The organism is Aestuariibaculum sp. YM273, from assembly GCF_030908365.1.
Taxonomy (GTDB): Bacteria; Bacteroidota; Bacteroidia; order Flavobacteriales; family Flavobacteriaceae; genus Aestuariibaculum; species Aestuariibaculum marinum.
Window position 1 is genome coordinate 221960 of sequence record NZ_CP133090.1, and the last position, 15776, is coordinate 237735.

Genomic DNA, 15776 nt, shown 5'->3' on the forward strand with positions numbered 1-15776 from the left:
AATTACTAAAACCTTACAAAACCTTACCTTTTGTCGATTTTTTTTGCATTTCGTAGATGTTTTTACGTTTTTTTATTATATATTCGTCCTCGTAAATTGTTTATACTCATAATTATACCCCTATTATTATCTGTATTTCCCTTTACTAAAGCTAAATCAATACCAAAAAGAAGTGACATTATTAACCTACACACAAAAGAAGAAACAGGCATTTCAACGAGTATTTTTGATATGCCCTCGTGGTAGCACTAATTTTACGCATTCCCTATTAGGATTGGTTAATAGCAAATTTAAGATTGAAAATTACTTGTTTTTTGAAACGCCATCAGAAGACAGGCTTTTTTGGTTATTGCAACGCCCTAAACATTAACTGATTATGAAGCATAATTACTTAAAACATCTCTTTACTCTCATAGGCTTGTTTTATATAAGTTTAAACTTGTACGCCCTAACTTATTATGTTAATAGAGTAACCGAAACCAATTACTCTGACACAAGTCCACTTTATTACGGAGCGATTTCTGATTATGCTCGGTTTGTGAACAGCGAGTTAGTCAGTACGGTAAATTATCGACAAAGTGTTTCTCAAATTTATAAAGTTGCGGCGGCTGTTGCTGATGTAGAGGGAGATTATAGGTCTGTTAATAGCGGAAATTGGACAACACTATCTACATGGGAGTATTATGACAACGTTTTAGGTTGGATTACCCCAACAGCTCTTATTGGTTACCCTGGTGAATTTACAGGAACAAATACCGTTCTTATAAACTCTGCTCACACTATAACCGTTAACTCTAATTTAGACACCGAATATATAGTTAGCATAACCGTAAATGGAACATTAGATTTAAATCCAGGGTCTTCTCCAAGAGAAGTAAGTTTAAACACGCCTTCAATAGATATTAATGGTGCTTCCGCCTTTTTAGGTTTTTCTCATGCTCAGGCTAGTTTATTATTACCTGCTGGAGCTGCTTTAAGTTTTCAAAACGGTGGGGATATTGCCGGTTCGTGTACACCAAATAATGAAATAATTATTAATGGGAATCAATATGCTGCCTGTAAAAACCCTTCAGCTGGAGCATATACATTTGGTCAAGTATCTGCTGCAGGTGGAACAATTAATGCACAAATAGACATTCCTCCTTCCTCACCAAACACTTCAGAAGTCTGTGCTGAAATAAATTTTTCGGGAGGATACACTGGAACAGGTACCAATGTTACAGCAGACTGGGTTTTAAGATACCCGGATAACACAACAACTATCTTAATTGATAATGTTTCATTAGTTGATCAAAATAGTGTAACTAGCTCATCATTTACACCAACACAAACCGGACAATATGTATTGACGTTAGAAGTTACCGACGGTAATGTAACAAATGTAGATAATGTTGTTTTTGATATTACTGTTGATGTTACTCCTCCTACAGCTGCTTGCCAAAACGTAACCATTCAACTCGATGCTTCTGGAAGTGCTTCGGTAACCGCTGCTCAGGTTGATAATGGCTCTTCTGATAACTGTGCGGTAGCTTCTTTAGCGCTTTCAAAAACAGATTTTACCTGTGCTGATGTCGGGCCTAATTCGGTAACTCTTACCGTAACCGATGTGAATGGCAATACTGATACCTGTACCGCTACTGTAACCGTAGAGGATAATGTAGACCCTGTCGCTGCTTGCCAAAACGTAACCATTCAACTCGATGCTTCTGGAAATGCTTCGGTAACCGCTGCTCAGGTTGATAATGGCTCTTCTGATAACTGTGCGGTAGCTTCTTTAGCGCTTTCAAAAACAGATTTTACCTGTGCTGATGTCGGGCCTAATTCGGTAACTCTTACCGTAACCGATGTGAATGGCAATACTGATACCTGTACCGCTACTGTAACCGTAGAGGATAATGTAGACCCTGTCGCTGCTTGCCAAAACGTAACCATTCAACTCGATGCTTCTGGAAATGCTTCGGTAACCGCTGCTCAGGTTGATAATGGCTCTTCTGATAATTGTGCGGTAGCTTCTTTAGCGCTTTCAAAAACAGATTTTACCTGTGCTGATGTCGGGCCTAATTCGGTAACTCTTACCGTAACCGATGTGAATGGCAATACTGATACCTGTACCGCTACTGTAACCGTAGAGGATAATGTAGACCCTGTCGCTGCTTGCCAAAACGTAACCATTCAACTCGATGCTTCTGGAAATGCTTCGGTAACCGCTGCTCAGGTTGATAATGGCTCTTCTGATAACTGTGCGGTAGCTTCTTTAGCGCTTTCAAAAACAGATTTTACCTGTGCTGATGTCGGGCCTAATTCGGTAACTCTTACCGTAACCGATGTGAATGGCAATACTGATACCTGTACCGCTACTGTAACCGTAGAGGATAATGTAGACCCTGTCGCTGCTTGCCAAAACGTAACCATTCAACTCGATGCTTCTGGAAATGCTTCGGTAACCGCTGCTCAGGTTGATAATGGCTCTTCTGATAATTGTGCGGTAGCTTCTTTAGCGCTTTCAAAAACAGATTTTACCTGTGCTGATGTCGGGCCTAATTCGGTAACTCTTACCGTAACCGATGTGAATGGCAATACTGATACCTGTACCGCTACTGTAACCGTAGAGGATAATGTAGACCCTGTCGCTGCTTGCCAAAACGTAACCATTCAACTCGATGCTTCTGGAAATGCTTCGGTAACCGCTGCTCAGGTTGATAATGGCTCTTCTGATAATTGTGCGGTAGCTTCTTTAGCGCTTTCAAAAACAGATTTTACCTGTGCTGATGTCGGGCCTAATTCGGTAACTCTTACCGTAACCGATGTGAATGGCAATACTGATACCTGTACCGCTACTGTAACCGTAGAGGATAATGTAGACCCTGTCGCTGCTTGCCAAAACGTAACCATTCAACTCGATGCTTCTGGAAATGCTTCGGTAACCGCTGCTCAGGTTGATAATGGCTCTTCTGATAACTGTGCGGTAGCTTCTTTAGCGCTTTCAAAAACAGATTTTACCTGTGCTGATGTCGGGCCTAATTCGGTAACTCTTACCGTAACCGATGTGAATGGCAATACTGATACCTGTACCGCTACTGTAACCGTAGAGGATAATGTAGACCCTGTCGCTGCTTGCCAAAACGTAACCATTCAACTCGATGCTTCTGGAAATGCTTCGGTAACCGCTGCTCAGGTTGATAATGGCTCTTCTGATAATTGTGCGGTAGCTTCTTTAGCGCTTTCAAAAACAGATTTTACCTGTGCTGATGTCGGGCCTAATTCGGTAACTCTTACCGTAACCGATGTGAATGGCAATACTGATACCTGTACCGCTACTGTAACCGTAGAGGATAATGTAGACCCTGTCGCTGCTTGCCAAAACGTAACCATTCAACTCGATGCTTCTGGAAATGCTTCGGTAACCGCTGCTCAGGTTGATAATGGCTCTTCTGATAACTGTGCGGTAGCTTCTTTAGCGCTTTCAAAAACAGATTTTACCTGTGCTGATGTCGGGCCTAATTCGGTAACTCTTACCGTAACCGATGTGAATGGCAATACTGATACCTGTACCGCTACTGTAACCGTAGAGGATAATGTAGACCCTGTCGCTGCTTGCCAAAACGTAACCATTCAACTCGATGCTTCTGGAAATGCTTCGGTAACCGCTGCTCAGGTTGATAATGGCTCTTCTGATAATTGTGCGGTAGCTTCTTTAGCGCTTTCAAAAACAGATTTTACCTGTGCTGATGTCGGGCCTAATTCGGTAACTCTTACCGTAACCGATGTGAATGGCAATACTGATACCTGTACCGCTACTGTAACCGTAGAGGATAATGTAGACCCTGTCGCTGCTTGCCAAAACGTAACCATTCAACTCGATGCTTCTGGAAATGCTTCGGTAACCGCTGCTCAGGTTGATAATGGCTCTTCTGATAACTGTGCGGTAGCTTCTTTAGCGCTTTCAAAAACAGATTTTACCTGTGCTGATGTCGGGCCTAATTCGGTAACTCTTACCGTAACCGATGTGAATGGCAATACTGATACCTGTACCGCTACTGTAACCGTAGAGGATAATGTAGACCCTGTCGCTGCTTGCCAAAACGTAACCATTCAACTCGATGCTTCTGGAAATGCTTCGGTAACCGCTGCTCAGGTTGATAATGGCTCTTCTGATAATTGTGCGGTAGCTTCTTTAGCGCTTTCAAAAACAGATTTTACCTGTGCTGATGTCGGGCCTAATTCGGTAACTCTTACCGTAACCGATGTGAATGGCAATACTGATACCTGTACCGCTACTGTAACCGTAGAGGATAATGTAGACCCTGTCGCTGCTTGCCAAAACGTAACCATTCAACTCGATGCTTCTGGAAATGCTTCGGTAACCGCTGCTCAGGTTGATAATGGCTCTTCTGATAACTGTGCGGTAGCTTCTTTAGCGCTTTCAAAAACAGATTTTACCTGTGCTGATGTCGGGCCTAATTCGGTAACTCTTACCGTAACCGATGTGAATGGCAATACTGATACCTGTACCGCTACTGTAACCGTAGAGGATAATGTAGACCCTGTCGCTGCTTGCCAAAACGTAACCATTCAACTCGATGCTTCTGGAAATGCTTCGGTAACCGCTGCTCAGGTTGATAATGGCTCTTCTGATAATTGTGCGGTAGCTTCTTTAGCGCTTTCAAAAACAGATTTTACCTGTGCTGATGTCGGGCCTAATTCGGTAACTCTTACCGTAACCGATGTGAATGGCAATACTGATACCTGTACCGCTACTGTAACCGTAGAGGATAATGTAGACCCTGTCGCTGCTTGCCAAAACGTAACCATTCAACTCGATGCTTCTGGAAATGCTTCGGTAACCGCTGCTCAGGTTGATAATGGCTCTTCTGATAATTGTGCGGTAGCTTCTTTAGCGCTTTCAAAAACAGATTTTACCTGTGCTGATGTCGGGCCTAATTCGGTAACTCTTACCGTAACCGATGTGAATGGCAATACTGATACCTGTACCGCTACTGTAACCGTAGAGGATAATGTAGACCCTGTCGCTGCTTGCCAAAACGTAACCATTCAACTCGATGCTTCTGGAAATGCTTCGGTAACCGCTGCTCAGGTTGATAATGGCTCTTCTGATAACTGTGCGGTAGCTTCTTTAGCGCTTTCAAAAACAGATTTTACCTGTGCTGATGTCGGGCCTAATTCGGTAACTCTTACCGTAACCGATGTGAATGGCAATACTGATACCTGTACCGCTACTGTAACCGTAGAGGATAATGTAGACCCTGTCGCTGCTTGCCAAAACGTAACCATTCAACTCGATGCTTCTGGAAATGCTTCGGTAACCGCTGCTCAGGTTGATAATGGCTCTTCTGATAATTGTGCGGTAGCTTCTTTAGCGCTTTCAAAAACAGATTTTACCTGTGCTGATGTCGGGCCTAATTCGGTAACTCTTACCGTAACCGATGTGAATGGCAATACTGATACCTGTACCGCTACTGTAACCGTAGAGGATAATGTAGACCCTGTCGCTGCTTGCCAAAACGTAACCATTCAACTCGATGCTTCTGGAAATGCTTCGGTAACCGCTGCTCAGGTTGATAATGGCTCTTCTGATAATTGTGCGGTAGCTTCTTTAGCGCTTTCAAAAACAGATTTTACCTGTGCTGATGTCGGGCCTAATTCGGTAACTCTTACCGTAACCGATGTGAATGGCAATACTGATACCTGTACCGCTACTGTAACCGTAGAGGATAATGTAGACCCTGTCGCTGCTTGCCAAAACGTAACCATTCAACTCGATGCTTCTGGAAATGCTTCGGTAACCGCTGCTCAGGTTGATAATGGCTCTTCTGATAATTGTGCGGTAGCTTCTTTAGCGCTTTCAAAAACAGATTTTACCTGTGCTGATGTCGGGCCTAATTCGGTAACTCTTACCGTAACCGATGTGAATGGCAATACTGATACCTGTACCGCTACTGTAACCGTAGAGGATAATGTAGACCCTGTCGCTGCTTGCCAAAACGTAACCATTCAACTCGATGCTTCTGGAAATGCTTCGGTAACCGCTGCTCAGGTTGATAATGGCTCTTCTGATAATTGTGCGGTAGCTTCTTTAGCGCTTTCAAAAACAGATTTTACCTGTGCTGATGTCGGGCCTAATTCGGTAACTCTTACCGTAACCGATGTGAATGGCAATACTGATACCTGTACCGCTACTGTAACCGTAGAGGATAATGTAGACCCTGTCGCTGCTTGCCAAAACGTAACCATTCAACTCGATGCTTCTGGAAATGCTTCGGTAACCGCTGCTCAGGTTGATAATGGCTCTTCTGATAACTGTGCGGTAGCTTCTTTAGCGCTTTCAAAAACAGATTTTACCTGTGCTGATGTCGGGCCTAATTCGGTAACTCTTACCGTAACCGATGTGAATGGCAATACTGATACCTGTACCGCTACTGTAACCGTAGAGGATAATGTAGACCCTGTCGCTGCTTGCCAAAACGTAACCATTCAACTCGATGCTTCTGGAAATGCTTCGGTAACCGCTGCTCAGGTTGATAATGGCTCTTCTGATAATTGTGCGGTAGCTTCTTTAGCGCTTTCAAAAACAGATTTTACCTGTGCTGATGTCGGGCCTAATTCGGTAACTCTTACCGTAACCGATGTGAATGGCAATACTGATACCTGTACCGCTACTGTAACCGTAGAGGATAATGTAGACCCTGTCGCTGCTTGCCAAAACGTAACCATTCAACTCGATGCTTCTGGAAATGCTTCGGTAACCGCTGCTCAGGTTGATAATGGCTCTTCTGATAATTGTGCGGTAGCTTCTTTAGCGCTTTCAAAAACAGATTTTACCTGTGCTGATGTCGGGCCTAATTCGGTAACTCTTACCGTAACCGATGTGAATGGCAATACTGATACCTGTACCGCTACTGTTACTGTCGTTGACAATATAAAACCATTTATCACATGCCCTGGAACAGTAACAGCAAATACTTCCAACGATGGCACAGGAAATTGTACGACTACGGTAAACCTTGGAACTCCAACAGCTACAGATAATTGTACGGCTTCTGGGGATATAGTATTTACCGCTAAAATTGGAACAACAACTATAAACCCGATAACTCATTTGTTCCCGATTGGAAATACAATCGTGAAATGGACCGCTACCGACGAAAATGGTAATACCTCATCAGTATGCAATCAAACTGTAACAGTTATAGATAACGAATCTCCAACAATATCATGCTCAGGAAATATTACAGCAGCTACTTCTGATGATGGTACAGGAGACTGTTCTACATTAATAAATATCCCAACGCCAACAAATTTCGACAACTGTAGCAAAACCTTAACATGGAGTATGACAGGAATGGTTAATACTAACGGGACTGGAGGAGTTGGAAATTATTCGTTCCCTGTAGGAACAACAACTATAAACTATACGGTTACAGATGGAGCAGGTTTAACAGCTACTTGCTCGCAGGAAGTGACTGTCGTGGATGACGAAAACCCGACAATAACTTGTCCTGGAGATCAAAATGTAAATTTCAACAATACTTGTGAGTTTGAACTTCAGGATTACACAGGTCTCGCCATTTCTGTATCTGACAATTGTGATGATGATGTAGAAATTACTCAAAGCCCAGCTGCAGGAACTTTTATTTCTGGTACAACACTTATAACCTTAACAGCTTCAGATGGTACGAATACATCTTCCTGTTCTTTTAATGTTATCCCAACAGACAATATTGACCCTGTTGCCATCTGCGAAAGTTTTGATGCTTACTTAAGTGTTAACGGAACCGTCACTGTATTTGCAGATGACCTTAATAATGGCTCTTATGATGCAAATAGCTGTGGAATTGTTAGTATGACTGTCTCTCCTAATACATTTAACTGTTCTGATATTGGTAATAATTCTGTTACCTTCACAGTTTATGATGATGCAGGAAACTCTGATTCCTGTACCACTACCGTTAATGTCATAGACAACATCGCCCCTACTATGCAATGTAACGATTTTGTTACTGTTGTTGATGCCATAACAAGAGAAGCTACTATCCAAGCGTCTGATGTTGATAATGGATCCTTCGATGCCTGTGGCAGTGTTACACTAAGTGTTTCTCCTACTACATTCCCAGAAGATGAAAATGGTAATGTTTATTATACTACGGCCGAACTTACTGCCACTGATGAAAATGGAAATTCAAATACATGTACAGTTAACATTACTGTAGAACCACCTAAAAATGAATTTACATATTTAACAGGAGAAATTGTAAACCCTATACCTGATAATCCTCAGCCTCCAAGTTCACTTATTGAAGCAACAGCTTGTCCTGGAGGGCTAAATGAACCTAAAGATGTAGAATTAACTCTTCAACCTATTGGTGATTATGGTTTACTTGCCGAACATGTTATTAATTGGGAATATTCTGATGACAATGGAGAAACCTGGACGGTTATACCAAATACCTCAGGTATATTAACCTATACCTTAATTGGTGTTACAAGTGATACATTCGTTAGACTAAGAATACAAAATGCAGATGACACATCAGTTATACGTACCTCTGCTGAAGCCTTTATAAGGTTCCTACCTCCTGATGAGCCACCAACAATAACAAACATAACTCCAAACCCACCATATATATGCTTAAATGAATCGGTAACCTTAGAAGCTCAAAGCTATTTTGATCGACCAAATGGACAGTTTGGTGAAGGTGGAGAATTTAACTATGCGCAACCTGATGGCTGGCGTGTTGACGGTCTTGATGGCTTTTTCCCTGCAAGTGGTAACACAACTACTCAACCAACATGGAAAGAAACCAACTCTAATAACAACCAAACCTTTAGTGGTATTAATTATGATACTACCGATAACACTAAATTTGCTATGGCTAATGGAGTTGGAAATACAACAACTTTAGAAACCCCGGTATTTAGTACAGTTGGAATGACTTCTGCAGAAGCTATTATGAACTTTAATACCAGTTTTTATTTCTGTAATAATGGTTATGGAAAAATAGAACTTTCCTTTGATTCAGGAAATACTTACACTGAAACACTAACAACTGTCGAAGGATATGATTTTGATTCAAGAACTGGAGGGGTTACAACTTCTGGAGTTTTCTTAACAACAGGCCCGGGTCAAAATTGTATAGGTCAAACTGACCCAAGAATGTTACCCGCTACAATAAACTTAGGTGCTTACACAGGTCTATCAGGCCTAAGAGTTAAATTCACTTTTGTTGGTAGTACCTCAGATTGTGGTGACGCAAGCGCATCTATGTTTTCTAACCCAGACAACATTAATTGTAAAAAATCAGAAAAAGTTGCCAGTGGATGGGCAATTGACGCAGTTGGTTTCGCTTATGCTCAAGTAGACGATGAGTTAGAATGGACTGATGAAGACGGAACAGTTATCGCCATTGGAACAACTGCAACAATAACTCCTGTAACCCCAGGTATAAGAACTTATGGTGTAACAAACTTAGTAAACCAATGTAGAACGGATAATGATGATGGAACAGAATTCGTAGATATTTACACTAGTTTAGCTTATGCTGGACAAGATTACACACCTTTAACCAGTGAATGTGGAGAAAACTCATTACAATTAAATGCTTATGATAATACGAAAACATCTGTAGAAAACTTTAATAAAGGTGCTTTTGAAACTAATCTATATGTGGTTCCGGATATAGCCGCCGGAGACACAGATTATCTTGGTACTGGTGTTACCGGTGTTTGGACGGCTGTAGCAAATAGTAATACATCTTGTGGTAATGCCTTTACTTTCTCAGACAACACAAGTCCTGACGCAATTTTTACAGCTGACCCTGGAAATTACACATTAACATGGACGCTTTCTAATGGATGTTCAGACAAGATAAATGTTACTATTGTTGACTGTCCTACAGTAAACTTTGATGGGGTAAACGACTATGTTACCTTCAAAAACAATTATAATATCAACAGTGCTTTCAGTCTAGAAGTTTGGGTAAAGCCTAATTCTGTTAACGGCACACGAACAGTTTACTCTAGAAAGGATGCGGCAAATAACACCAACGGATATGCTTTAAATATTGTTGATGGTCAAGTACGTTTCAATTGGTATAACACCTTAAGTTCTGGAGTCATCTCCTCCGGAGGGGATTTGGTTGCCACTGATAGATGGTATCATTTAGCTGTTACATTTGATGGTAGTTTATATACTCTATATGTTGATGGTATTGAACTGAACTCCGCCAACGGTTCAGCTCCGGAATATACTACTAGTAACATTGAAGCCATTTTAGGAGCGATGGATCAATCACCGCCAAGTAATCCTACCAACTACTTTCATGGCTGGATGGATGAATTTAGAATCTGGAATGTTGGTCTTTCTCCTGAACATATTAGACAAATGATGAATCAGGAAATAATTCAGTCTGGTTCTGACGTATCAGGTGTAGTAATTCCTTTAAAAATTTATGGCCCAGACACCAATAACGATGGTATTGAAGAGAATCCTATTTTATGGTCTAATCTTGATGCTTATTATAAAATGGGTGTGGTTTGTGGTGATTTATATCCGGAAGTTGGAGCTGCAGGTAGGTTACGTAATATAACGACTAGTCAACAACAAACAGCACCTATTCCATATACTACAAAAGCTAACACAAATTGGGATACAGACAATACTTGGACATATTCTGATGTATGGGATGTTCCAAATAGTAATGGTATAAATGGAGAACCTATAGATTGGAATATTGCACGTCTATCTCATAATTTAACTATTGATGCTAGAAATATTAATTTATTAGGTTTAATAGTAAATTCATCGAAAACTTTAATTGTTACCGGAACAGGAACTCAAGATGAAAACAATATTGGCCACGGTCTATTTATTTCACATTACCTGAAGCTTGATGGCTTCATGGATTTAATTGGAAAATCTCAATTGATTCAAAGACGTTATGGAGACTATGTTAATACAGGTACCTGGAAAACATTTGAAACGAGACAGTTTAACGAAAGTATTTTAGACCCTAATAGTATTGGATACATTGAAAGAGACCAACAAGGATCATCAAATGTTCATAATTATAACTATTGGAGTTCTCCTGTCGGCAGTCAAAATGGAACGACAAATAATATGCCCTTCCAACCAATGACCAATATGTTAGATGGTAGCATTACTTCAAATCCGAAACCAATTACTTGGGTAGGAGGTTATGATGGATCAGGTACCAACCCAATAAAAATAGCAGAATACTGGCTATGGTCTTATAGAAATAAACCAGCAAACACCTATTCAAACTGGGAAAAACTTTATAAGTCATCTAACCTTCAAACAGGTTTAGGTTATACCATGAAAGGTTCAGGGAGTAGTTCTGATAGACAAAATTACACTTTCAGAGGAAAACCAAACAATGAGACTGTTGAGAATATAGTGAATATAGGTAATAATGCTCTTGTTGGTAACCCATATCCTTCAGCAGTTTACGCTCCTGAATTCATAAAAGATAACATTCCTTCCTTGGATCCAACCGGAGACCCTTCAGTTGCAAATTCTGGAACAACAGGGAGTATAGATGGCACATTATCGTTCTGGATTACCTTTGACACTAATAACACACATATATTAAGAGAATATCAAGGCGGTTATGCAACTTTTACTTTGGCTGGTGGTTTGGCCCCCCCAATTGGTAATAAATATACTACTACAGATGGCTATGAAATTAGTGGAGATGGAACAACCACTCTACTCCCAATTGCTCATATCCCTGTAGCGCAAGGATTTTATGTTAACGCCGCATTTCCTGATGATTTCGAATCTAATGTAATTAGATTCAAAAACAGCCAAAGAGATAGAAGAGAATTTGCCGCAACCGATACTGGTAATTTAGTTTTAAAAACTTCAAGCGCTAAGGACTCTAAAACTAACAATCTAGAAACAGATGAATATGAAGATGGAGTTCAAAGAATAAGGTTTGCTTTTAAAAATAATAAAGGACAACGTTCTTTACTCTTGGCTTTCACACCAGATAATTCTGCTTCTGACGGGTACAACTATGGTTATGATGCGCGTTTGGATACTCCTCTTGCTGATGATATGTTATTTAAATCTGGAATATATAACCTAACTATTCAAGCTGTTGGAGAATTTGATGATAGCAAACAGTACCCTTTTAGCATATTTACAAATAAAGGAGGTAATTTTGAAATCGCTGTAACTGCTTTTGAAAACTTACCACCTAACACTAAAGTATATATTTATGATAGTTTACTAGGTACATATACTAAAATAGATGGTAAAAATTTAACTTACAATATTACTTTAGACCCTGGAACATACAAAGATAGATTTTATGTGACATTTACACACAAGGACCAAAAAACTCTTTCGGTAATTGATGAAGAATTAAATAAAATTCAAGTTAACTATTTACAAAATAGTAAAGAGATTTACATTAATTCTGTAATGAACACAGAAATTAAGCAGGTTCAACTAATCAATATTTTAGGACAAATCATAAATGTTTGGGATAAATCTGATAAAACTTTTGATTCCAATGAAATTAGATTATCTGTTAGCGGTGATATAGCTCAAGGTAGTTATATTGTTAACATCGTTACTTCAAATAGTAATATCTCTAAAAAAATAATAATTAAGTAAATACTATTTCAATTAAAATCACAAAAAGCTATCTCCGTTAGAGATAGCTTTTTTTATAGATAAAAACTAAAAAGAAAGAATAAACCTTCAATAAAACTACACTTTATCGATTATTTAATGCTTTTTATAGATTTTATATTCAAAAATAGGTATATTAGCGATAGTAATAACCAACCCCAAACCCTATGAACCGAAAATTACACTTGTGCTATACCTTATTGGTGCTATTCATAACTCTTAGTTCATCAAACCAAACCTATGGTCAAACAAACACTATGGAAAGAGTAAGAATAGATTTTACTGTTCCTGGAAAATTTGTTAGACACCTATTAATTAGCTTTACTTCAAACAATGCTGCTAGTGATGGATATGATTATGGATATGAAGCATTGAACAGAGATTCTTACCCTTACGATCTTAGCTGGATTGTTAGTGGACTTAATTGTACCATACAAGGTGTGGGAGCTTTTGATGACACCAAAAAATATCCCTTATGGTTATTTATGTCAAAAGAAGATGATTTTGAAATTTCTTTGGATACCACAGAAAATTTTGAAAACCCTATTGATGTTTTTATTTATGATGCAAAAGAAAACACTTTTACTAAAATAAACGAATCAAATTTCAAATCTCATATTAGTAAAGGAGAGTATTCCGACAGATTCTTTTTAGCTTTCAAAAATGAATCTACAACCTCAGTAGCAAAGACATTATCCACTGAAAATGAAATCTTGAAAAGAACAAAAATTCAATATTTAAGAAATTCTAAAGAAGTATTTATTGATACGAACGGTTTAACTTCTATAAAAGAAATCGCTTTAACAAATGTAAATGGTCAAAAATTATTTTCAACCAGAAATATAAATGATACACACATAAAAATGCCTATTCAACATATGGGTAGCCAATTAATTTTGGTAAATGTTACTACAGAAATCGGACAAACAACAAAACAGCTAGTCATTTACTAATTACAAAAAACAAAAACTCTGCTAAGAAGTTTAATTATTTGAGTTAGTCACTTTTCATAATTAACTATTAAAAAAGCTCTAAATTTCTTTAGAGCTTTTTATTTTATACATGAGAAATTAATTCCTCTATTGTTAATTTTTGCTGATCACCAGTACTCATAGTTTTCAGCGTAAACGTATTCGATTTCATTTCCTCTTCTCCAACCAAAACAACATATGGAATTAATCGCTTGTTGGCATGATTCATTTGTTTCTTCATCTTAGCTGAATCCGGATACAACTCAGCATTGATACCATTGCTTCTTAACGTTTTTATAGCCTTTAAACTAAATAAAGCTTCTTTATCCCCAAAGTTAATGAAGAGTACTTCAACATTTTTAGTCACTGTTTCTGGGAATAAATTTAATTCTTCCAATACTAAGTAAATACGGTCTAAGCCAAAGCTAATCCCAACACCACTTACATTTTTAAGTCCGAAAATACCTGTCAAGTCATCATAGCGACCGCCACCACCTATCGATCCCATTTTTACGGATTCCGGAGCTGCTACTTCAAAGATAGCTCCAGTGTAATAATTTAAACCACGTGCTAAAGTTACGTCTAGCTGTAGTGTTGCTGTATTTAATCCTAATTCCGAAATAGCTTCATTAATAAAGCTAAGTTCTTCTATGCCTTTTGTACCTTCCTCCGAAGAGGCTAAAATTGATTTTAACGATTCTATTTGAGTTTCAAAAGAACCGGTTAATGAAAATAAAGGCTGTAATTTTTCAATACCTTGTTCTGAAATACCTTTAGAGCGCATTTCTTCTTTTACTTTTTCCTCTCCTATCTTATCAAGCTTATCTAAAGCTACTGTAAAATCGATTAACTTATCGTGAGCTCCAATAACCTCGGCAATACCTGATAATATTTTACGGTTATTAATCTTAATCGTTACGCCTTCTAATTTTAAAGAGGAGAAAACAGCATCGTATAACTGAATAAACTCAACTTCTTGCCATAATGAATCACTTCCTACCACATCGGCATCGCATTGGTAAAACTCTCTGAAACGCCCCTTTTGAGGTCTATCTGCTCTCCAAACTGGTTGTATTTGATAACGTTTAAAAGGGAACTCAATTTCATTTTGATGTTGCACTACGTATCGCGCAAATGGTACCGTTAAATCGTAACGTAAGGCTTTTTCGGAGATACTGGAAGTTAACTTTAAAGCATCCTTTTGTTCATAAGCGTCCTGATTAGCTTTAGACAAATAATCTCCAGAATTTAATATCTTAAAAATAAGTCTATCACCTTCATCACCATATTTACCCATTAAGGTTTCTGAGTTTTCGAAACTAGGCGTTTCAATAGGCTGAAATCCGAAAGTTTCGAATGCACTACGAATGGTATTAAAAATATAATTACGTTTTGCTACCTGTTCTGGGTTAAAGTCTCTTGTTCCTTTTGGAATACTTGGTTTTTGAGCCATATTAAATGCCTGCAACAGCAGGTACCGTTTTAATAGTTATTGAAAGTAAAATAATTTCTCGGGTTTCCCGTTGTGACAAAAATAACAGTTTCTTTTGAAAAAGATTCCTGCCTTAGTAGGAATGACATATTTTAATTGATAAGCTTATCAAAATATTTAAACAAATCACCTTTAGTAATTACAGCACCTTGTTCAATCATTTTAAACTTATCTAAATTCTTATCGTCTGTATAGTCTTTATCGGCTTGTAAAAACTCGACATTTTCATCCATTAAATTTTCACGAAGCCAGGCATAACCTTCTTCTGTAGTTATATCTACATCGTTTTTAATGTTCAGTACGATAGCCTGCATCTTACTTTCACCTAAATGAAATAAATACATATGCTGTGGAGATATATGCTCTAAATATTCAGCTTTGTTTAGTACACCTTCCCAGATTAAATCGCTAAACACATCTAATTCTGCTTCAGCAAGTTCCGGTTTATTTTCTTTTAGATTTTCCCATTCATCAGCTGTAATAGACTGTGTTGCTAAAAAGTTAATAAACTCCTGGTGTAATTCTTCGAATTGCTCTTTTGTAAGTCTTGAATATTTCATCTGTTCTTTATTAATTGCTAAAATATAGCTTTGTAATCACTTAAATAGTGCTATAAAAAAAGCCCCAACATTGTTGA

At 38.5% G+C, this 15776-nt stretch carries 4 protein-coding genes; 2 read left to right on the forward strand and 2 right to left on the reverse strand.

Annotation, left to right across the window (positions count from 1 at the left end; all coding sequences use genetic code 11):
* Positions 1-376 precede the first annotated feature (376 nt).
* Both RBH94_RS00885 and RBH94_RS00890 read left to right on the forward strand, forming a co-directional pair.
* Positions 377-12658: an HYR domain-containing protein gene (locus RBH94_RS00885; protein WP_307881968.1), complete on the forward strand. Its 12282-nt coding sequence runs from the start codon at positions 377-379 to the stop codon at positions 12656-12658.
* 275 nt (positions 12659-12933) lie between these two features.
* Entirely contained in the window at positions 12934-13629 is a 696-nt protein-coding gene (locus RBH94_RS00890) for a hypothetical protein (RefSeq protein ID WP_307881969.1), read from the forward strand.
* Between the two features lie 103 nt (positions 13630-13732).
* On the opposite strand, the gene hisS is transcribed toward RBH94_RS00890, so the two are convergent.
* Both hisS and RBH94_RS00900 read right to left on the reverse strand, forming a co-directional pair.
* Positions 13733-15100: a histidine--tRNA ligase gene (gene hisS, locus RBH94_RS00895; protein ID WP_307881970.1), complete on the reverse strand. Its 1368-nt coding sequence runs from the start codon at positions 15098-15100 to the stop codon at positions 13733-13735.
* Between the two features lie 131 nt (positions 15101-15231).
* Positions 15232-15699, reverse strand: a complete 468-nt coding sequence (locus tag RBH94_RS00900) for a DUF6495 family protein (protein ID WP_307881971.1) — start codon at positions 15697-15699, stop codon at positions 15232-15234.
* Positions 15700-15776 lie beyond the last annotated feature (77 nt).

Excerpts from the sequence above, each read along its gene's own strand:
- RBH94_RS00890 (WP_307881969.1), top strand. The coding sequence starts at position 12,934 with ATGGAAAGAGTAAGAATAGATTTTACTGTTCCTGGAAAATTTGTTAGA.
- RBH94_RS00885 (WP_307881968.1), top strand. The coding sequence starts at position 377 with ATGAAGCATAATTACTTAAAACATCTCTTTACTCTCATAGGCTTGTTT.
- hisS (WP_307881970.1), bottom strand. The coding sequence starts at position 15,100 with ATGGCTCAAAAACCAAGTATTCCAAAAGGAACAAGAGACTTTAACCCA.
- RBH94_RS00900 (WP_307881971.1), bottom strand. The coding sequence starts at position 15,699 with ATGAAATATTCAAGACTTACAAAAGAGCAATTCGAAGAATTACACCAG.